The sequence below is a fragment of the Pseudomonas sp. SM4 genome (assembly GCF_051913165.1).
In the GTDB taxonomy this organism is placed as follows: Bacteria; Pseudomonadota; Gammaproteobacteria; order Pseudomonadales; family Pseudomonadaceae; genus Aquipseudomonas.
This window is the reverse complement of sequence record NZ_JBODOE010000009.1, coordinates 235515-254564: the sequence shown is the minus strand read 5'-3', so window position 1 is coordinate 254564 and position 19050 is coordinate 235515. Positions and strand designations below refer to the sequence as shown.

The 19050-nt window shown below is 59.9% G+C and carries 19 protein-coding genes; 9 read left to right on the top strand and 10 right to left on the bottom strand.

All coding sequences use genetic code 11. The features are described 5' to 3' along the window. Positions 1–4 precede the first annotated feature (4 nt). Genes ACQ4MY_RS18655 through ACQ4MY_RS18645 form a run of 3 tightly spaced genes read left to right on the top strand, consistent with a single transcriptional unit; the run spans position 5 to position 2603 of the window. Positions 5–1084 carry a COX15/CtaA family protein gene (locus ACQ4MY_RS18655; protein ID WP_141126083.1) on the top strand — a complete coding sequence of 360 codons (1080 nt, stop codon included), beginning with the start codon at positions 5–7 and terminating at the stop codon, positions 1082–1084. After that, a complete protein-coding gene (cyoE, locus tag ACQ4MY_RS18650; RefSeq protein ID WP_038365028.1) occupies positions 1072–1971 on the top strand; it encodes a heme o synthase in 900 nt (299 codons plus the stop codon). Before ACQ4MY_RS18655 ends, cyoE begins: the two co-directional genes overlap by 13 nt. Beyond that, positions 1968–2603 (top strand): SCO family protein, encoded by a 636-nt coding sequence (locus ACQ4MY_RS18645; RefSeq protein WP_440096072.1) that lies wholly within the window; start codon positions 1968–1970, stop codon positions 2601–2603. The genes cyoE and ACQ4MY_RS18645 overlap by 4 nt, the downstream gene beginning before the upstream one ends. Before the next feature lie 241 nt (positions 2604–2844). Here the strand turns inward: ACQ4MY_RS18645 and ACQ4MY_RS18640 are convergent, their stop codons facing one another. The 3 genes from ACQ4MY_RS18640 to ACQ4MY_RS18630 form a co-directional block, all read right to left on the bottom strand. Continuing rightward, positions 2845–3615: a MetQ/NlpA family ABC transporter substrate-binding protein gene (locus ACQ4MY_RS18640; protein WP_440096071.1), complete on the bottom strand. Its 771-nt coding sequence runs from the start codon at positions 3613–3615 to the stop codon at positions 2845–2847. A gap of 77 nt (positions 3616–3692) precedes the next feature. Next, positions 3693–4367, bottom strand: coding sequence for a methionine ABC transporter permease (locus ACQ4MY_RS18635; protein ID WP_008081214.1), 675 nt, complete (start codon positions 4365–4367; stop codon positions 3693–3695). Further along, positions 4367–5374: a methionine ABC transporter ATP-binding protein gene (locus ACQ4MY_RS18630; protein WP_008081216.1), complete on the bottom strand. Its 1008-nt coding sequence runs from the start codon at positions 5372–5374 to the stop codon at positions 4367–4369. The genes ACQ4MY_RS18635 and ACQ4MY_RS18630 overlap by 1 nt, the downstream gene beginning before the upstream one ends. 260 nt (positions 5375–5634) lie before the next feature. Here ACQ4MY_RS18630 and katE point away from each other — a divergent pair, with 260 nt between their 5' ends. Further along, the gene (gene katE, locus ACQ4MY_RS18625) at positions 5635–7776 is read left to right on the top strand and encodes a catalase HPII (protein WP_440096097.1); all 2142 of its coding nucleotides are present in this window, start codon (positions 5635–5637) and stop codon (positions 7774–7776) included. Between the two features lie 75 nt (positions 7777–7851). Here the strand turns inward: katE and ACQ4MY_RS18620 are convergent, their stop codons facing one another. Genes ACQ4MY_RS18620 through ACQ4MY_RS18605 form a run of 4 tightly spaced genes read right to left on the bottom strand, consistent with a single transcriptional unit; the run spans position 7852 to position 10651 of the window. After that, positions 7852–8565, bottom strand: coding sequence for a PA5502 family lipoprotein (locus ACQ4MY_RS18620; RefSeq protein WP_008081221.1), 714 nt, complete (start codon positions 8563–8565; stop codon positions 7852–7854). A gap of 37 nt (positions 8566–8602) precedes the next feature. Beyond that, complete coding sequence (znuB, locus tag ACQ4MY_RS18615) at positions 8603–9391, bottom strand: zinc ABC transporter permease subunit ZnuB (protein ID WP_008081222.1); 789 nt, start codon at positions 9389–9391, stop codon at positions 8603–8605. Next, positions 9384–10169: a zinc ABC transporter ATP-binding protein ZnuC gene (gene znuC / locus ACQ4MY_RS18610; protein ID WP_008081224.1), complete on the bottom strand. Its 786-nt coding sequence runs from the start codon at positions 10167–10169 to the stop codon at positions 9384–9386. Before znuC ends, znuB begins: the two co-directional genes overlap by 8 nt. Then, on the bottom strand, positions 10169–10651 hold the full coding sequence (locus tag ACQ4MY_RS18605) for a Fur family transcriptional regulator (RefSeq protein ID WP_007911760.1): 483 nt from the start codon (positions 10649–10651) through the stop codon (positions 10169–10171). The genes znuC and ACQ4MY_RS18605 overlap by 1 nt, the downstream gene beginning before the upstream one ends. Positions 10652–10717: 66 nt before the next feature. On the opposite strand from ACQ4MY_RS18605, the gene ACQ4MY_RS18600 reads away from it, so the two are divergent. Then, on the top strand, positions 10718–11638 hold the full coding sequence (locus ACQ4MY_RS18600; RefSeq protein ID WP_440096070.1) for a zinc ABC transporter substrate-binding protein: 921 nt from the start codon (positions 10718–10720) through the stop codon (positions 11636–11638). Between the two features lie 111 nt (positions 11639–11749). Here ACQ4MY_RS18600 and ACQ4MY_RS18595 read toward each other — a convergent pair whose 3' ends face one another. Continuing rightward, complete coding sequence (locus tag ACQ4MY_RS18595; RefSeq protein ID WP_440096069.1) at positions 11750–12703, bottom strand: homoserine kinase; 954 nt, start codon at positions 12701–12703, stop codon at positions 11750–11752. A gap of 61 nt (positions 12704–12764) precedes the next feature. Beyond that, positions 12765–13061 carry a DUF2782 domain-containing protein gene (locus tag ACQ4MY_RS18590; protein ID WP_008081231.1) on the bottom strand — a complete coding sequence of 99 codons (297 nt, stop codon included), beginning with the start codon at positions 13059–13061 and terminating at the stop codon, positions 12765–12767. A gap of 74 nt (positions 13062–13135) precedes the next feature. Here ACQ4MY_RS18590 and polA point away from each other — a divergent pair, with 74 nt between their 5' ends. Continuing rightward, on the top strand, positions 13136–15940 hold the full coding sequence (gene polA / locus ACQ4MY_RS18585) for a DNA polymerase I (protein ID WP_440096068.1): 2805 nt from the start codon (positions 13136–13138) through the stop codon (positions 15938–15940). Between the two features lie 409 nt (positions 15941–16349). Here polA and yihA read toward each other — a convergent pair whose 3' ends face one another. Beyond that, positions 16350–16994 (bottom strand): ribosome biogenesis GTP-binding protein YihA/YsxC, encoded by a 645-nt coding sequence (gene yihA, locus ACQ4MY_RS18580; RefSeq protein ID WP_008081236.1) that lies wholly within the window; start codon positions 16992–16994, stop codon positions 16350–16352. Between the two features lie 191 nt (positions 16995–17185). Here yihA and ACQ4MY_RS18575 point away from each other — a divergent pair, with 191 nt between their 5' ends. The 3 genes from ACQ4MY_RS18575 (at position 17186) to dsbA (ending at position 19041) form a co-directional block, all read left to right on the top strand. After that, a complete protein-coding gene (locus tag ACQ4MY_RS18575; protein WP_045123119.1) occupies positions 17186–17491 on the top strand; it encodes a c-type cytochrome in 306 nt (101 codons plus the stop codon). A gap of 30 nt (positions 17492–17521) precedes the next feature. Continuing rightward, positions 17522–18133 (top strand): c-type cytochrome, encoded by a 612-nt coding sequence (locus tag ACQ4MY_RS18570; protein ID WP_008081240.1) that lies wholly within the window; start codon positions 17522–17524, stop codon positions 18131–18133. A 266-nt stretch (positions 18134–18399) separates the two neighbouring features. Continuing rightward, a complete protein-coding gene (gene dsbA / locus ACQ4MY_RS18565; protein ID WP_008081242.1) occupies positions 18400–19041 on the top strand; it encodes a thiol:disulfide interchange protein DsbA in 642 nt (213 codons plus the stop codon). The last annotated feature ends 9 nt before the right edge of the window (positions 19042–19050 follow it).

Sequence of the window (19050 nt, the reverse complement as noted above, 5' to 3'; positions counted from 1 at the left end):
CGTCATGGCCAAACCTGGATTTCGCCTCGCGCTGTTTGCCACCCTGCTGGCGCTGATTGTGGTGCTGCTCGGCGCGTATACGCGCCTGACCCACGCCGGCCTCGGTTGTCCGGATTGGCCGGGCTGCTACGGTTTTATCAGCGTGCCGAAAAGCGAAGCCCAACTGGCCCATGCCGAACTGCATTACCCCGACTCGCCGGTGGAGGCGCACAAGGGCTGGAACGAGATGATCCACCGCTACTTCGCCGGCACCCTCGGCATGCTGATTTCGATTCTGGCCGGGCGGGCGTGGGTCAATCGGCGTCATCCGGGGCAGCCGTTGAAACTGCCGTTGTTTCTGCTCGCGGTGGTGTTCGCACAAGCGGCGTTTGGCATGTGGACGGTGACGCTCAAGCTCTGGCCGCAGGTGGTCACCGGGCATCTGCTCGGCGGTTTTGCCACGTTGAGTCTGCTGTTTTTGCTGACGCTTAGATTGTCCGGCGTGCTGCCGGCGCTGACCGTGCCCAAGCGTTTGCAGTATTGGGCGACGGCGGGATTGCTGTTGGTGATTGGCCAAATTGCGCTGGGTGGCTGGGTCAGCTCCAACTACGCGGCGGTGGCCTGCATCGACTTCCCGACCTGCCACGGGCAGTGGTTGCCGACAGCGGATTTCGCCAATGGCTTTCATCTGACGCAACACATCGGCCCGAATTATCTCGGCGGGCAACTCGACAGTGATGCGCGCACGGCGATTCATCTGACTCACCGGATCGGCGCGCTGCTGGTGACCTTGGTGCTGCTCGGTCTTGCGTGGCAATTAAAAGTGGTCGGCATGACAAGGCTGGCCGGTCTGGTGCTGATCGCCCTCGCGGCGCAGATCACCCTCGGCATCAGCAACGTGTTGTTCCATCTGCCGCTGCCGGTAGCTGTCGCGCATAACGCTGGCGGTGCGGCGCTGTTGCTGACGATGGTGCTGGTCAATTACCACGCGCGCACCAGCCTGGTCCGGGTCAAACAACCGGTGCTCGCGCGCTGGCGCCTGAGCCCGCGCAAACATTCCGCCGCGCCCATCACTATTAAAGGAGAAACGCCGTGGCGATTCTGATTGGCGAACGTCCGCATCAGGCGATCTGGCGTGATTACCTGGAACTGACCAAACCGAAAGTCGTGGTGCTGATGCTGATCACCTCGCTGGTCGGCATGTTCCTCGCGACCCGCGCCGGGGTGCCGTGGACGGTGCTGGTGTTCGGCAATCTGGGTATCGCGTTGTGTGCCGGTGGCGCGGCGGCGGTCAATCATGTGGTCGATCGGCGCATCGATGCGGTGATGGCGCGTACGCACAAACGGCCGTTGGCCGAGGGCCGGGTTTCGCCGGCGGCGGCGCTGACGTTTGCGCTGGTACTGGCGCTGCTCGGTCAGGCCTTGTTGCTGACTTTCACTAATCCGCTGACCGCTTGGCTGACCTTGGCCTCGCTGCTCGGTTACGCGGTGATCTACACCGGTTTCCTCAAACGTGCGACGCCACAGAACATCGTCATCGGTGGCCTCGCCGGCGCCGCCCCGCCACTGCTCGGCTGGACGGCTGCCACCGGCCATGTCAGCGCCGAACCGTTGTTGCTGGTGCTGATCATCTTCGCCTGGACGCCGCCGCACTTCTGGGCGCTGGCGATCCATCGCAAGGAGGAATACGCCAAGGCCGACATCCCGATGCTGCCGGTTACCCACGGCGAGCACTACACCAAGGTGCACATTCTGCTGTACACCTTCGCGCTGCTGGCGGTGAGTCTGCTGCCGTACGTGATCCACATGAGCGGCGTGCTCTACCTGATTTGCGCGCTCGCTCTGGGCGCAAGGTTTCTGCAATGGGCCGTGGTGCTGTACCGTGGCACTCGGCCGCACGCGGCGATCAACACCTTCAAGTACTCTATTTGGTACTTGTTTCTGCTGTTCATCGCCCTGCTCGTAGACCACTATTTACTGTTGAACCTATGACTCGAACCCAGAAAACCGTCTTCATCCTCGTCGCCGTGATCGCGCTGATCCTGGGACTTACCGTCAACAAAGTGCTGAGCGGCAAGGGCCAGGGCGACCCGACCGCGTTGATCGACGCCGGCATCATCCTGCTGCCACAGAGCCGCAATCTGCCGGACGTGACGATGACTGATCAGGACGACAAACCGGTGGCGATCAATGAGTTGAAGGGTAAGTGGAGCCTGTTGTTCTTCGGCTACACCTTCTGCCCGGACATCTGCCCGACCACGCTCGCACAGCTGCGGCAGATCAAGAGTGAACTGCCGAAAGACGCCGTGGACAAGTTGCAGATCGTGCTGGTCAGCGTTGACCCGAACCGTGATAACCCGAAGCAGTTGAAGCAGTATCTGGGCTACTTTGATCCGCAGTTCATCGGCCTGACGCCGACTTCGATTGAAGAGCTGCAGAAGGTGGCGAATGCGGTGAGTATTCCGTTTATTCCGGCGGATACCAGTAAGCCGAATTACACCGTGGATCACAGCGGCAACCTCGCGGTGATTGGCCCGGATGGCACCCAGCGGGGGTTTATTCGTGCGCCGCTGAACAACGCCAAACTGGTGGCGCAACTCCCGGTCATGCTAAACCGCAAATAAGTCACCAATGGACGCACCGAGAACCCTTTGTGGCGAGGGGATTTATCCCCGATGGACGGCGCAGCCGTCCCAATACCCCTGAATGCAGCACACCAGTTAGCGCGCAAATGCTGCATTTGGAGCTGCTGCGCAGCCCATCGGGGATAAATCCCCTCACCACAAATTTAGTGCTACCGGAGCGGTATTTCAGACACAAAAAAGGGACGCCAGTGGCGTCCCTTTTTCGTTACAGCAATCTAAATCAGAACGCCGGCAGCACCGCGCCTTTGTACTTCTCGGTAATGAATTTCTTCACTTCCGGGCTGTGCAGGGCTGCAGCGAGTTTCTTCATCGCGTCGCTGTCCTTGTTGTCCGGGCGGGACACGAGGATGTTCACGTACGGCGAGTCGTTACCTTCGATCACCAGCGCATCCTTGGACGGATCGAGCTTGGCTTCCAGCGCGTAGTTGGTGTTGATCAGCGCCAGATCGACCTGGGTCAGCACGCGCGGGATGGTCGCGGCTTCCAGTTCACGGATCTTCAGGTCTTTCGGGTTGGTCGCGATGTCTTTGACGGTCGACAGGATGTTGGTCGGATCCTTCAGAGTGATCACGCCAGCCTTGGCCAGCAGCAACAGGGCACGGCCGCCGTTGGTGGCGTCGTTCGGGATCACCACGTTGGCGCCGCTTGGCAGATCCTTCAGATCCTTGAGCTTGCTCGAATAAGCGCCCAGCGGCTCCAGGTGCACACCGGTCACGGCGACCAGATTGGTGCCCTTGGCCTTGTTGAACTCATCGAGGTACGGCTGGTGCTGGAAGAAGTTGGCGTCCAGACGCTTTTCCGCGACCTGTACGTTCGGCTGAATGTAGTCGGTGAAGACCTTGACCTTCAGCTCCACGCCTTCTTTGGCCAGGGCTGGTTTCACGAACTCGAGGATTTCTGCGTGCGGCACCGGGGTGGCGGCAACGGTCAGGGTTTCGGCGTGGGCCGAGAATGCTGCAACGGCAGCAAAAGCAGCGATCAGTTTTTTCATTCAGCTAACTCCTTTTCAAAGCGCCCGTCTGGCGCCTGCCAGCGAATGGCCGGCTCATCTCTTGATTACAAAACCGGTTATTTGCGCGAGAAATGCACGACCAGTCGATCACCGACCATCTGCAGCACTTGCACCAGAATCAACAGCAACACCACGGTGACGATCATCACGTCGGTCTGGAAACGCTGGTAACCGAAACGGATCGCCAGGTCACCCAGACCACCGGCGCCGACCACACCGGCCATCGCCGTGTAGGACACCAGTGTAATCGCCGTCACCGTAATCGCCGCGAAGATGCCCGGGCGGGCTTCCGGCAGCAAGGCGTTCATGATGATCTGCCGCGTGGTCGCGCCCATCGACTGGGTCGCTTCGATAATGCCGCGATCGACTTCACGCAGCGCGGTTTCCACCAGACGCGCGAAGAACGGTGTCGCACCCACCACCAACGGCGGAATCGCACCGGCCACGCCCAGCGACGTGCCGGTGATCAGTACGGTGAACGGGATCATCACGATCAACAGAATAATGAACGGCAGCGAACGCAGGATGTTCACCGCCAACGACATGAACGCGTAGAGGCCACGGCTTTCCAGCAACTGACGCGGGCTGCAAAGGAACAGCAACACGCCCAGCGGCAGGCCGAGCAACACGGTGAACAGCAGCGAACCACCGAGCATCAGCATGGTGTCGCCGGTGGCCAGCCAGATTTCGTACCAGTCGATATTGGTGAAGAAACTGATCAGGTCTTCCATTAGCGCAATACCTCCATGTGAACGTCAGCGGCGGTGAAGCGGGCGAAAGCCGCTTCCATGTCGCCACCGGTGACGGCGAGGGTCAATTGCCCGTACGGAATGTCTTTGATGCGGTCGATACGACCGGCAAGGATGCTGTAGTCGACGCCGGTTTCCCGCGCGACGGTACCGAGCAACGGCGCGTAGGTCGCTTCGCCCTGGAAGGTCAGACGCACGATGCGGCCTGGCACGTGAGCGAAGTCATCACGCTGTTCACTTTCGTCGATCTGCTCGCTTTCCTGAACGAAACGCTTGGTGGTCGGGTGCTTGGGATGCAGGAACACATCGGCCACCGAACCTTGCTCGACGATCACGCCAGCGTCCATCACCGCGACTTGATCGCAGACGCGACGGATTACATCCATCTCGTGGGTGATCAGGACGATGGTCAGTTTCAGCTCGCGGTTGATCTCGGCCAGCAGTTGCAACACCGAGGCCGTGGTCTGTGGGTCGAGGGCACTGGTGGCCTCGTCGCACAGCAGAATTTTCGGCTTGGTCGCCAGGGCGCGGGCGATGCCGACGCGCTGCTTCTGGCCGCCGGACAATTGCGCCGGGTACTTTTTCGCGTGGTCGGACAGGCCGACGCGCTTGAGCAATTCGGCGACGCGCTGATTCACCTCGCTGCTCGACAACTCCCCCGCCAGGGTCAGCGGCAACGCAACGTTGTCGGCCACGGTCTTGGAGGCAAGCAGGTTGAAGTGCTGGAAGATCATCCCGACTTGCTGGCGGAAACGGCGCAGGCCGTTGGCATCCAGCGCGGTGACTTCTTCGCCGTCGACGAAGATCTTGCCGCCACTGGAGTCTTCCAGGCGATTGATCAGACGCAGCAGGGTACTTTTGCCCGCACCGGAATGGCCGATCAGGCCGAACACCTGCCCGTTCTCGATAGAGAGACTGGTCGGGTGCAGCGCGGGAATATCCTTACCGGCGACGCGGTAAGTCTTGTGGACGTTTTGAAACTCGATCACGTAGCGAACCTTGTGGGGCGCGTTAGAAAAGGATCAGCGGTTAGCCGGGCGCGCATTTTAGCCTGTCCGTATAGAGGTTCTTAGCATTTATTTCGCAATTAACCTTCGATTTGGCAATAACAAGATCAAAGGTCATAAAAAAGGAACGCCCCGAGTGCCTCATCAGTCACTAAGTAAGCGACTTGAAAACCCTGGGTGCCGTGCCTGGGAACCACTCAAGAGTCCCCGGCAAGCATCGGGGTCAACCGAGGAGTTTACGACTGATGAGCAAGAAGCCTACGACCGATAAAAGCCAGATGGCCGGAACCGATACCCCGGATCGCGCCAACACCAACGCCAAACTCGACAGCCTGGAAAAATTTCGCTCCGACGCCACCGGCCAGGCCCTGCGCACCAACCAAGGGGTCAAGGTTGCTGACAACCAGAACACCCTCAAGGCCGGACCGCGCGGGCCGTCGCTGCTTGAAGACTTCATCATGCGGGAAAAGATCACGCATTTTGACCATGAGCGGATCCCGGAGCGCATCGTCCACGCGCGCGGCACTGGCGCGCATGGTTTCTTTCAGGCCTACGAGAACCATTCGACGCTGACCAAGGCCGGTTTCCTACAGGATCCGGGGAAAAAGACGCCGGTGTTCGTGCGCTTTTCCACGGTGCAGGGCCCGCGTGGTTCCGGCGATACCGTACGCGACGTGCGTGGCTTCGCGGTGAAGTTCTTCACCGATGAAGGCAACTTCGACCTGGTCGGCAATAACATGCCAGTGTTTTTCATTCAGGACGCGATCAAGTTTCCCGACTTCGTCCACGCGGTGAAACCCGAGCCGCACAATGAAATCCCCACCGGTGGCTCAGCTCACGACACCTTCTGGGATTTCGTCTCGCTGGTGCCGGAATCGGCGCACATGGTCATCTGGGCGATGTCCGACCGGGCGATCCCGAAAAGCCTCCGCAGCATGCAGGGCTTCGGCGTGCACACCTTCCGGCTGATCAACGCCGAGGGCAAATCGCGCTTCGTCAAATTCCACTGGCGCCCGACTGCCGGCACGTGTTCGCTGGTGTGGGACGAGGCGCAGAAGCTCGCCGGTAAAGACACCGACTACCATCGTCGCGACCTCTGGGAAGCGATCGAGATGGGCGACTACCCGGAATGGGAACTCGGCGTACAGATCATCGAGGAGGAAAACGAGCACGACTTCGATTTCGACATCCTCGACCCGACCAAGCTGATCCCCGAAGAAATCGTGCCGATCACGCCGCTGGGCAAAATGACCTTGAACCGCAATCCGGACAACTTCTTTGCCGAGACCGAGCAGGTTGCGTTCTGCCCTGGCCACATCGTGCCGGGCATCGACTTTTCCAACGACCCGCTGCTGCAAGGTCGGCTGTTTTCCTACACCGATACGCAAATCAGCCGACTCGGTGGGCCGAACTTTCATGAGCTGCCGATCAACCGCCCGGTGGCGCCGTTCCACAACGGTCAGCGCGATGCGCAGCACCGCACGGTGATCGACAAGGGCCGTGCTTCCTACGAGCCGAACTCGATTGATGGCGGCTGGCCGAAAGAGACACCGCCGGCCGCGCAGGACGGTGGTTTCGAGAGTTATCCGGAACGCATCGATGCGAACAAGATCCGTCAGCGCAGCGAATCGTTCAGCGATCACTTTTCCCAAGCGACGTTGTTCTTCAACAGCATGAGCGACCATGAGAAAGAGCACATCATTGCCGCCTACAGCTTCGAACTTGGCAAGGTTGAACGTGAGTTCATCCGTGCGCGGGAGGTGAACGAGATTCTGGCCAACATCGATCTGGAACTGGCCAAGCGTGTGGCGGCCAATCTGGGTCTGCCTGCGCCTGCCAGAGGCACGGTGGATTCGCGCAAGGTGTCGTTCGATCACTCGCCAGCACTGAGCCAGGCGAACCTGCTGCCGGAAAACATCAAAACGCGAAAAGTGGCGATTCTTGCTGCTAACGGCGTCGATGGTGCGGCAATTGATGCGATGAAGAAAGCATTGGCGGCTGAAGGTGCGCATGCCAAGTTGCTGGGGCCGACTTCGGCGCCGGTGAAAACGGCGGACGGCAAAAGCCTGCCAGTGGACGCTTCGATGGAAGGCATGCCGTCAGTGATCTTTGACGCGGTGTTTGTGCCGGGTGGCGCGGCGTCGGTCAAGGCGTTGAGCGGCGACGGCGTGGCGTTGCACTACGTGCTGGAGGCGTACAAGCACTTGAAGGCAATTGCGTTGCAGGGCGAAGCCAAGCAGTTGCTGGATGTGTTGAAGCTGGAGAAAGATGCCGGGCTGCTGGAGGGTAAGGATGTGGGTGCGTTGACCAAACCGTTCTTTGCGGCGATCGGGCAGCATCGGGTTTGGGATCGCGAGCCTAAGGCGAAAGCCATTCCGGCTTAAAAAGCAAAAGATCGCAGCCTTCGGCAGCTCCTACAGGGAATGACTGTGTAGGAGCTGCCGCAGGCTGCGATCTTTTTAAGGTTTACGCGGACTCAAAACCATTTGCGCAGGCACGGTGCGCACGGTCTGCTTCACAATCTTCAGATCAAAATCCGGATTCAATTTCTTGACCCGCTTGGTCAGCAACGTCGCCAACCAAGGATAATCATTGGTCCGAGGCGCCTGAATCGTCACCCCACACTCATAATTCACCACATCGGCGGCGATCGCATCCAGTTGCCGGCGAAGTTTGCGGCTATCAGTGATATTCAACGCAACCGTGGTGCTCTCGGCAGTCGGATCGATCACCTTGGCTTTCGGCTTGGCCTCAGCGGCCAGCAGCGCCGCTTCAGCCTTTTCCAGCTCAGCCTTGCGCGCTTCAGTGATGGCGCCGTTGACGCCACCGGTCAGCGCCGGCGCTTTCGGCATCAACGCACGGGCACGGCTTAACGCCGTAGCAGCGGCATTCACATCGCCCTTCTGCAGCACGATCTGGCTGCGACGCAGATACGCTTCGGCAAGCTGCCGCTGGTATTGCTCAAGGGATTGATCATTGGGAGTTTCTTTCTGCAAAGCGGCCAATTGGTCTTCGGCGGTGGCCAGTTCGCTGCTGGCCAGGCTTTGCTCCAGCTGTGCGATGGCCGTAGCCCGCGCATCGGGGACTTCGGCCACCGGCGGCGTGCTTTGGCAGGCGCCCAGCAGCACTGAAAATGCGACAAGGAGCAGATAACGGGAGGCGAACGGCTTCATTCCTGCGACTCTCTATTTGCGCAAAAAGCGGCCAAGTCTACACCCCACGACGGGGCAGAACAAAACTCAACAGAAACAGTGCGGCCGCCGTCACAACGATTGACGGCCCGGCCGGGGTGTCCTTGAACCACGACAGTGCCAGCCCGCCACACACGGCGAGCATGCCCAGCAGGCTCGCGCCCACCGCCATCTGCTCCGGCGAGCGGGCGTGACGTTGTGCCGCAGCCGCCGGAATGATCAGCAGTGAAGTAATCAGCAACACACCGACGATTTTCATCGCCACCGCGATCACCACCGCAATCAACAACATCAGCGCCATGCGCAGACCTGCAACCGGCAGGCCTTCGACCTTGGCCAGCTCTTCATGCACGGTGATCGCCAGCAATGGCCGCCACAATGTCACCAGCAACACCAGCACCGCCGCGCTGCCACCGAGAATCCACGCCAGGTCGGTCGGGCTGATCGCCAGCAAGTCGCCGAACAGATAGGCCATCAGGTCGATCCGCACTTCATGCATGAAGCTTAGTACCACCAGGCCGAGAGAGAGCGTGCTCGGTGCGAGAATTCCCAACAGCGTGTCAGACGCCAGCGGTTGGCGCTGTTGCAAGGTCACTAAAAGCACCGCCAGCAGCAGGCAGCCTACGGTGACCGCGACCGTCGGGCTGACATCCAGCAAAAAGCCCAAAGCCACACCGAGCAACGCGGCGTGGGACAGGGTGTCGCCGAAATAAGCCATGCGCCGCCAGACCACAAACGAACCGAGCGGCCCGGCCACCAGTGCCAGCGCCAGACCTGCAAGCAGGGCATACAACAGAAAATCAGCCATGCTTGCAGTTGTCTCCGTGAACGTGGGGTTGGCCGATAACCGGCCCTTTGACCACCGAACCGTGCAGGTCGTGAGCGTGGTCGTGATGGTGGTGATAAACCGCCAGGCTCTGCGCGTTCTTGCCGAACAGTTCGACAAACGCCGGATCGCCGCTGACCTGCTCGGGATGCCCGGAGCAGCAGACGTGACGGTTGAGGCAGACCACCTGATCGGTGGTGCTCATCACCAGATGCAAATCGTGGGACACCATCAGCACGCCGCAGCCATGGCGATCGCGCAGACGGGTGATCAGGCTGTACAACTCGGCTTGCCCAGCGACGTCGACGCCTTGCACCGGCTCGTCGAGCACCAGCAATTCCGGCTCGCGCAGCAACGCCCGCGCCAGCAATACGCGCTGCATTTCACCGCCGGAAACACTTTGCACCGGGCTGTCGATGACGTGTTCGGCGCCAACTTCTTTCAGCGCCGCCAGCGCACGCGGACGATCAACGCCCGGCACCAGCCGCAGAAAGCGCAGCACCGACAGCGGCAAGGTCGGATCGACGTGAAGTTTTTGCGGCATATAGCCGACACGCAGCTTCGGCTTGCGCCAGACGCTGCCGCTGTCCGGCTTCAATAAACCCAGCACGGCGCGCACCAGCGTGGTCTTGCCGGCGCCGTTAGGGCCGATCAACGTAACGATCTGCCCCGGCTCGACGCTCAGCTCGATGTTGTCCAGCACAGTCTGCCCGGCAAACGTGACGGCGACCTGTTCCAGACGAATCAGCGCATTGCTCATCAAGCCCCCTGGCAACCGGAGCATAGGCCGACGACTTCGACGGTTTGTGCTTCGACGATGAAACCGACGTCTTTGGCGCTGTTGATGATCGCGTCGCTGATCACTTTTTGCTCAAGTTCGATGGCGGCGTGGCAATCGCGGCAGATCAGGAACTGGCCCTGATGCGCATGCTCGGGGTGGACGCAGCCTACGAAGGCGTTCAGCGAAGAGATGCGGTGCACCAGGCCGTTTTCCAACAGGAAATCCAGCGCGCGGTACACGGTTGGCGGCGCGGCGCGGCGGCCGTCCTGCTCGCTGAGCACGGCGAGAATGTCGTAGGCGCCCAGCGGTTTGTGGCTCTGCCACACCAGTTCCAGCACCCGGCGGCGCAACGCGGTCAGGCGCAAGCCTTTCTGGGCGCACAAGGTATCGGCCTCGGACAAAGCGCTATGCACGCAATGAGAGTGGTCGTGGGGACGGCTGGCAATCGGTGTAATAGGCATGGGCGGCGACGAGTTTTGATAGAGACGTTATTATGTTACCCGTTCTCGCCTCCTTGAGTGGTCATCGTGTCCCGACTTTTTTCTGTTTTTGTGGCTTTTGTCGCCAGTTTTCTGTTGATCGGTTCGGCTCAGGCCGAGGTCAAAGTCCTCACCAGCATCAAACCGTTGCAGCTGATTGCAGCGGCCGTGCAGGACGGCGTGGCGATTCCCGAAGTGCTGCTGCCGCCGGGTGCGTCGCCGCACAATTACGCCCTGCGGCCATCCGACGTACGGAAGGTGCAATCGGTCGATCTGCTCTACTGGATTGGCCCGGACATGGAAGGTTTCCTGCCGCGCGTGCTGAATGGTCGTACGCTGCCGAGCGTCGCCGTGCAGGATCTGCCAGGGATGAAACTGCGGCGCTTTGCTGAAGACAGCCACTCCCACGCGGAAGAGGCCGACGAGCATGATCACGACCACCGTCCGGGCACGCTGGATGCGCATTTGTGGTTGTCGCCGGTCAATGCGCGGGTGATTGCCGACAAGATGGCGGCAGACTTGAGCGCTGCCGACCCGGCCAACGCCGAGCGTTATCAGAGCAATGCCAAGGCGTTTGACGAACGTCTGGACGCACTGGATCAGCGTTTGAAGCAGCGTCTGGCCAACGTTGAAGGCAAGCCGTACTTCGTCTTTCACGAGGCGTTTGATTACTTTGAAGAGGCTTACGGCCTGAAGCACGCTGGGGTATTCAGTGTTGCAGCGGAAGTGCAGCCGGGTGCACAGCATGTCGCGGCGATGCGCAAGCGTTTGCAGGAAGTCGGCAAGACTTGTGTGTTCAGCGAGCCGCCGTTGCGTCCGCGTCTGGCCGAAACCCTTGTGGCTGGCCTGCCGGTGAAACTGGCTGAGCTGGATGCGTTGGGCGGGTATACACCGGCGACGGCTCAGGGCTATGAGCAGGTGTTGGAGAAGTTGGGTAACGATCTGGCCGGGTGCCTGGAATCTCTGTAAACCCATAGAAAAAGATCGTCCGAACGCGGCCCGAGCCTTCGGCAGCTCCTACAGGTGATTCCATGTAGGAGCTGCCGGAGGCTCGGGCCGCGTTCGGACGATCTTTTGATCTTAAAGCGCGAAAGGCAAAGGTGTATTGACCTGCTGTCGCTGCGCCAAGCGCTGCTCAAATTCCCGCGGATCGTGAATCAGCACGTCCTGCCCGGCAAACTGCTCCGCCGCGATCAACCGCGACAGCCAGAACCGTACACAGGCCACGCGCAGCATGGTCGGCCACAACTCGGCCTCCGCCGCCGTAAACGGTCGCAACGCCGCATAGGCGCCGAGAAGCGCGCGGGCACGTGGGCCATCGATCAAACCTTCCTCGTCCGAACACCAGTCATTCAAGGCAATCGCCACGTCGTACAGCATCGGCCCCGAGCAGGCGTTGTAGAAGTCGATCAGCCCGGTCAGGTGCGTGCCTTCGAACATCGCGTTATCGCGAAACAGGTCGGCATGAATGTTCGCCCGAGGCAGCGCGAGAATCTTGTCTTTGCGCTCGGTGATTTCATCCAGCGCCTTTTGCAGCAAGGCACGCGGCTCATCGCTCAGGTGCGAGAGAAATTCGCTGCCCTCCTCCAGCATCCAATCGAGGCCACGATCGGTCTTGCGTTTGATCATGCGCTCGCCTTGGGTCGCCAGATGCAGATGCGCCTGCAACTCGCCGACCTGCGCGCAATGCTGAGCATTGGCGACTTTGATGTGCTTGCCGGACAGGCGAGGTTGCAACAGCGCCGGTTTGCCTTTCAGCTCACGCAACGCCACGCCGTCAGTGGTGCGCAGTGCGTACGGCACCGGCAGATCGGCTTCGTGGAGCACGTCGAGCAGGTCGATGAAAAACGGCATCTCCTGCACCGGGCCGCGCTCGACCAGGGTCAGGACGAATTCGCCCTGCTCCAGACTGATAAAGAAATTGGTGTTTTCGCTGCCGGCGGCGATCCCCTGGAAATCAAGCAGACGGCCAAGCCCGTAAGGGGCGAGAAAGGTTTCCAGCTCGGGCCGAGCCAGGGGAGTGAACACAGACATGGTTAAAAACTGCTCAGTTCAGGCGTCGCGGTCAGGCGACGCCGATTAAAAGTCGGGAAACTTACTTCCAGGTAAAGATTTCCCACGACGGAATCAGCATATCCGGCTGGTCGGAGCGAATGTAGTTCGCGTCCGTGCCATCGGCGCGCACCAGGAAATACGGTTTGCCACCCTTTGGCGTGACCTTGATCGCGTAGACGAAGCCACTGCGACTGTATTCCTGGATGACCTTGTCGCCTTCCGTGTGCGTGTTGATCGTAACTTCCGGCTCCGAGGCGGGCGCATCATCCGCCGCCATCGCGGCCAACGGTGAGGCAGCAATCAGACCGACCAGCAGCAAGCGATTTAACGTACGCATGATAACCTTGTCCCTTTGTCGTCAACGGTCCCGCTATTCTAGCGCCGGACCCGCCGAAAAGGTTGATCCTGCTCATGAGCCAAGCCCCCCTCGTCCTGGTGGACGGTTCGTCTTACCTGTACCGCGCGTTTCACGCGCTGCCACCACTGACCACTTCCAAAGGCCTGCCGACCGGTGCGGTCAAAGGCGTGCTGAACATGCTCAAGAGTCTGCGCAAGCAGTACCCGGACAGCCCGTTCGCCGTGGTGTTCGACGCCAAGGGTGGGACATTTCGCGATGAGATGTACGCCGAATACAAAGCCAATCGCCCAAGCATGCCCGACGACATGCGCGTGCAGATCGAGCCGCTGCACCAGAGCGTGATCGCCCTCGGTTTCCCGCTGCTGTGCGTGGAAGGCGTCGAGGCCGACGACGTCATCGGCACCCTTGCCCGCAGCAGCGCGGCGGCGGATCGCCCGGTGGTCATCTCCACCGGCGACAAGGACATGGCGCAACTGGTCGACGGCCACATTACCTTGGTCAACACCATGTCCGGTAGCTCGATGGACGTCGAAGGCGTGAAGGAGAAATTCGGCGTCGCACCGGAGCAGATCATCGATTATCTGGCGCTGATGGGCGATTCGTCCGACAACATTCCAGGCGTTCCGGGCATCGGCCCGAAGACCGCGTCCGGCCTGCTGGTGGGCGTCAACGGCGGTTTGACCGAGCTGTACGCCAATCTCGACATCGTCCCGACCCTGCCGATTCGCGGCGCGAAAACCCTGCCGGCCAAGCTCGAAGAGCACAAGGAGATGGCGTTCCTCTCCTATCAACTGGCGACCATCAAGGTCGACGTGCCGCTGGACGTTGAGCTCGATGATCTGCAGATGGGCGCGGAAGACCCGGCCAAGCTCTACGAGTTGTACTCGCTACTGGAATTCAAAAGCTGGATCAATGATCTGGATCGCGACGCCAAACGCCTGGAATTGAGCGCGGCCAGCGAGCCTGCACCGGCCGGCGATCTGTTCAGCGCGCCAGAAGCCGAAGCGCCTGCCGCTTCGACTGAAGCGGCGTACGAAACCATCCTCGATCAGGCACGCTTCGACGTCTGGCTGGAAAAACTCAGTAACGCCAAACTGTTCGCCTTCGACACCGAAACCACCGGCATCGATGCGCAGCAGGCGCAACTGGTCGGTCTGTCGTTCGCCGTGCAGGCCAACGAGGCCGCGTACATTCCGCTGACCCACTCCTACATCGGCGTGCCGGAGCAGCTGGATCGCGACACCGTGCTGCGTGCACTCAAGCCGATTCTGGAAGATCCGAGCAAGCTCAAGGTCGGCCAGCACGCCAAGTTCGACATGAATATCCTGGCCAACTGCGCCATCGGTGGCGATCAGAGCCAAGGCATCAGCGTGCGCGGCATCGCCTTCGATACAATGCTTGAGTCCTACGTGCTCAACTCCACCGCCACCCGCCACGACATGGACAGCCTTGCGCAAAAGTACCTGGATCACACCACCGTGAGCTTCCAGGACATCGCCGGCAAAGGCGCCAAGCAGCTGACCTTCGACCAGATCGCCTTGGAACAGGCCGGGCCGTACGCCGCCGAAGACGCTGACATCACGTTGCGTTTGCACCAGACTTTGTTCGAAAAGCTCAGCGCCATCCCGAGTCTGGCCAGCGTGCTGACCGACATCGAAATCCCGTTGGTGCCGGTTCTCGCACGCATCGAACGCCAAGGCGCGTTCGTTGACGCGGAGCTGCTCGGCATCCAGAGCATCGAGCTGGGCAACAAAATGGTCGCGCTGGAGCGCGAAGCGTTCGAGATCGCCGGGGAAGAATTCAACCTCGGCTCGCCGAAGCAACTGGGCGTGATTCTCTACGAGAAACTCGGCCTGCCGGTGCTGAAAAAGACCGCCAAGGGTCAGCCGTCCACCGCTGAAGAAGTGTTGGCGAAACTCGCCGAAGACGATCACCGCTTGCCGAAGGTGCTGATGGAGCACCGTTCGATGAGCAAGCTGAAAAGCACCTACACCGATCGCCTGCCGGAGCAGATCAACCCGCGTACCGGGCGCATCCACACTTCGTATCATCAGGCCGTAGCGTCGACCGGTCGCTTGTCTTCCAGTGATCCCAACCTGCAGAACATCCCGGTGCGTACCGCTGAAGGTCGTCGTATCCGTCAGGCGTTCGTCGCGCCGAAAGGCTACAAACTGCTGGCGGCGGACTATTCGCAGATCGAACTGCGGATCATGGCGCACCTGTCCAAAGACGAAGGCCTGATGAACGCCTTCCGCAACAATCTGGATGTGCACACCGCCACCGCTGCCGAAGTGTTCAAGGTCGAACTCAATGAGGTGACTTCCGACCAGCGCCGTGGCGCCAAAGCGATCAACTTCGGGTTGATCTACGGCATGGGCGCGCAGAAGCTCGGCAAGGACATCGGCGTCGACACCAAGACTGCCAAGGCTTACATCGATACTTACTTCGCCCGCTATCCAGGCGTACGCGAATACATGGATCGCACCCGCGCGCAGGCGGCGGATCAGGGTTATGTAGAGACGTTTTTCGGTCGTCGTCTGTATTTGCCGGAGATCAACTCGAACAAACCGCAGGAGCGCGCTGCCGCCGAACGCACGGCGATCAACGCGCCGATGCAGGGCACCGCTGCCGACATCATCAAGAAAGCCATGGTCGCGGTGGATGAATGGCTGGCGACGTCCGGGCTGGATGCCAGAGTCATCCTGCAGGTACACGATGAACTGGTTCTGGAGGTTCGCGAGGATCTGGTCGAGCAGGTCAGCGCCGAAATTCGCGTGCACATGAGCGAAGCGGCGAAACTGGATGTACCGCTGCTGGTCGAAGTCGGTGTAGGCAACAATTGGGATGAGGCTCACTGAGCCTTTTGAACACGGTCTGCCGCGACCTGTTGTCGCGGCAAGCCCGGTAAAACCTGCTTATTTCGAAAAGCGCTTGAGATTATTCCAAAGCTTTTTGAAAAAAATCTGAACTAATCTGGAAGGACACTACTCAGAGTTACTGAATGGCTGGTGAAGCCCTTCGATGCTCCTATGTTGTGTTAAGTGTTGGCAGATATCTGAACCCCGCCCTAGCGGTTCGGAACTTAAACCCCGGAATTTCTCCCTCCCCAATGAAATCCGGGGCTTTTTTTGCCCAAAATTTGTCTGTAGCGCGTTCATGCTGCGTTGAAAGATCAGCTCAAATGCTCATTTAGGTCCCCTAAACTCCGCTTTTCACTGCCCTTTCGCCTTGCCTGAACACACTACAAACAAATTTCCATATCCCGACTTACTCGGCTGCCGCCTCGGCGCCTTTGTCTGCGAGTTCCATCCAGCCTGCCAATACAGTGTAGGCCTCTTCCAGGCCCATGCGTTTTGGCGCGGAGAAGAGTTGGATGGTGACCAGGTCGCCCCAGCCTTTACGGATTTCCGACTGCACTTTGAGCAGGGTGTTCTTGGCTGCGCCGTAGGTCAGTTTGTCGGCCTTGGTCAGCAGGATGTGCATCGGCATGCCGGCCGCAACGGCCCAGTCGAGCATCAGCAGGTCGAAGTCGGTCATTGGATGACGGATGTCCATCATCAGAATCAAACCCTTCAAACTCTCGCGGCCACCGAGGTAAGCCTCAAGGTGACGCTGCCAGTGCATCTTCAGCGGGATCGGTACTTTTGCGTAACCGTAGCCCGGCAGGTCGACCAGACGGCGATCTTCGTCTAGCTTGAAGAAGTTCAACAGCTGTGTGCGACCCGGAGTTTTCGAGGTGCGCGCCAGGCTGGCGTGAGTCAATGTGTTCAGCGCGCTGGATTTACCGGCGTTGGAACGGCCGGCAAACGCTACTTCGAAGCCTTCGTCGTCAGGGCATTGATCGACTTTGGCAGCACTGAGCATGAACGTGGACTGTTGGCACAGGCCGAGGATGGGATTCTTGAGTTGCATGGGATTTCCGATGTGGGCGGCGCCGGGATTGGGCGCGGAACGCGGTGTCGCTTCCGTTTCAGTGACGCCAGTATATAATGCCGCAGATTTTGTGTGTGCTTTGTCCCAGCGAAGGATGAAGTTCACGAGAGCGACAGACTTTGATTGCGCATTAGAACGCAGAACGCTCTCAACCCTGAAAAGGTCGTTTTATGACGAAATGGCTGCTGGCTGCCGGAGTCTTGATGCCGCTTTACAGCGCACAGGCTACACAGGATCCGGAAGCTGTGTACAACCGTGTTTGTGGTGCCTGTCATTCCGGCCAACTACCCATGGCGCCCGAAAGAGGCGATCAGGAAGCTTGGACGCCGAGGTTGGCGAAAGGTATGGGGACGCTGGTGCAACACGTGACCCAGGGTTTCAAGGCGATGCCGCCGCGTGGTTTGTGCATGGACTGCAGTGCCGAGGATTACCAAGCCATCATCCTTTGGATGAGCGCGAGTAAGCCCGGTCCATAACTTAACCCTTAGCCGTAGTTGGATTAGCTGATGAACAAATTGATCGTGAGTCTGCTGTTGACCGTGGGAATTTCAGGCTTCGCCCATGCTGCCGGTGATGCCGCAGCGGGCCAGGCAAAAGCCGCCGTTTGCGGAGCCTGCCATGGCCCGGACGGCAACAGCATGGCGCCAAACTTTCCAAAACTGGCCGGTCAAGGTGAACGCTACCTGACCAAGCAACTGCATGACATCAAGTCGGGCAAGCGCACCGTTCTGGAAATGACCGGGCTGCTGACCAACCTGAGCGATCAGGATCTGGCCGACATCGCCGCCTACTTCGCCAGCCAGAAAGGCAGCGTCGGCGCCGCCGATCCGAAGATCGTCGCTCGCGGTGAAGCACTGTTCCGTGGCGGCAACCTCGCCAAAGGGCTGCCAGCCTGCACCGGTTGCCACTCGCCGAATGGCGCCGGCAACGCCGCTGCCGGCTTCCCGCACCTGGGTGGCCAACACGCTCAATACATCGCCAAGCAACTGACCGATTTCCGCAAGGAAGAAGGTGGCCGCACCAACGACGGCGACACCATGACCATGCAGACCATCGCCAAGCGCCTCAGCGACGAAGATATCGCGGCGGTCTCCAGCTATATTCAGGGTCTGCACTAAGCGCGTCGTATCAGGCGTTGAGCGGGGCTGAAGATCAAAAGATCGCAGCCTTCGGCAGCTCCTACAGGGGAGTTGCGCGATTCAATGCAGGAGTTGATATCTCCGGCAATGTTAACGCTCGATTAATCCGTCGCAGCAAGTATAAAAAGGGTGGCTTTGGCCGCCCTTTTTTGTGGCCGCTGCCGTTACACTACAGAACTCATGCCCGCCAGGATCTGTCTGAAAACAGGTCGCGCGAGGCGACCAAAATTGTCCAGGAGTAAAGCATGCGTAATCTGATCATCAGCGCCGCTCTCGTCGCTGCCAGCCTGTTCGGCGTGACCGCTCAAGCCGCCGAAGCCCCTGCCGCCCCTTACGTGGAACTGGCCAACCCGGTTCCGGTTGCAGAGCCTGGCAAGATCGAAGTGGTCGAGCTGTTCTGGTACGGCTGCCCGCACTGCTACGCCTTCGAGCCGGTGATCAACCCATGGGTTGAAAAACTGCCCAAGGACGTCAACTTCGTGCGTATTCCGGCGATGTTCGGCGGCCCGTGGGACGCTCACGGCCAGATGTTCCTGACCCTGGAAGCCATGGGTGTCGAGCACAAGGTTCACGCGGCGGTTTTCGAAGCAATCCAGAAACAACACAAAAAGCTGACCGACAAGAACGACATGGCTGACTTCCTCGCCACCCAAGGCGTGGACAAGGACAAGTTCCTCGCCACCTTCGACTCGTTCGCCATCAAAGGTCAGATCGTCAAGGCGCGTGAACTGGCCAAGAAGTATGAAATCACCGGGGTGCCAACCATGATCGTCAACGGCAAGTACCGCTTCGACATCGGCTCTGCCGGTGGTGCCGAACAAGCGCTGCAACTGGCTGATCAACTGGTCGCCAAAGAGCGAGCGGCAACCAAGGCTGCTGCCAACTAAGCGCGGCAA

Excerpts from the sequence above, each read along its gene's own strand:
- ACQ4MY_RS18640 (WP_440096071.1), bottom strand. The coding sequence starts at position 3,615 with ATGAAAAAACTGATCGCTGCTTTTGCTGCCGTTGCAGCATTCTCGGCC.
- ACQ4MY_RS18655 (WP_141126083.1), top strand. The coding sequence starts at position 5 with ATGGCCAAACCTGGATTTCGCCTCGCGCTGTTTGCCACCCTGCTGGCG.
- yihA (WP_008081236.1), bottom strand. The coding sequence starts at position 16,994 with ATGCAACTCAAGAATCCCATCCTCGGCCTGTGCCAACAGTCCACGTTC.
- ACQ4MY_RS18605 (WP_007911760.1), bottom strand. The coding sequence starts at position 10,651 with ATGCCTATTACACCGATTGCCAGCCGTCCCCACGACCACTCTCATTGC.
- znuB (WP_008081222.1), bottom strand. The coding sequence starts at position 9,391 with ATGGCTGATTTTCTGTTGTATGCCCTGCTTGCAGGTCTGGCGCTGGCA.
- ACQ4MY_RS18645 (WP_440096072.1), top strand. The coding sequence starts at position 1,968 with ATGACTCGAACCCAGAAAACCGTCTTCATCCTCGTCGCCGTGATCGCG.
- ACQ4MY_RS18635 (WP_008081214.1), bottom strand. The coding sequence starts at position 4,367 with ATGGAAGACCTGATCAGTTTCTTCACCAATATCGACTGGTACGAAATC.
- ACQ4MY_RS18620 (WP_008081221.1), bottom strand. The coding sequence starts at position 8,565 with ATGAAGCCGTTCGCCTCCCGTTATCTGCTCCTTGTCGCATTTTCAGTG.
- dsbA (WP_008081242.1), top strand. The coding sequence starts at position 18,400 with ATGCGTAATCTGATCATCAGCGCCGCTCTCGTCGCTGCCAGCCTGTTC.
- ACQ4MY_RS18575 (WP_045123119.1), top strand. The coding sequence starts at position 17,186 with ATGACGAAATGGCTGCTGGCTGCCGGAGTCTTGATGCCGCTTTACAGC.
- ACQ4MY_RS18570 (WP_008081240.1), top strand. The coding sequence starts at position 17,522 with ATGAACAAATTGATCGTGAGTCTGCTGTTGACCGTGGGAATTTCAGGC.
- polA (WP_440096068.1), top strand. The coding sequence starts at position 13,136 with ATGAGCCAAGCCCCCCTCGTCCTGGTGGACGGTTCGTCTTACCTGTAC.
- znuC (WP_008081224.1), bottom strand. The coding sequence starts at position 10,169 with ATGAGCAATGCGCTGATTCGTCTGGAACAGGTCGCCGTCACGTTTGCC.
- ACQ4MY_RS18590 (WP_008081231.1), bottom strand. The coding sequence starts at position 13,061 with ATGCGTACGTTAAATCGCTTGCTGCTGGTCGGTCTGATTGCTGCCTCA.
- ACQ4MY_RS18595 (WP_440096069.1), bottom strand. The coding sequence starts at position 12,703 with ATGTCTGTGTTCACTCCCCTGGCTCGGCCCGAGCTGGAAACCTTTCTC.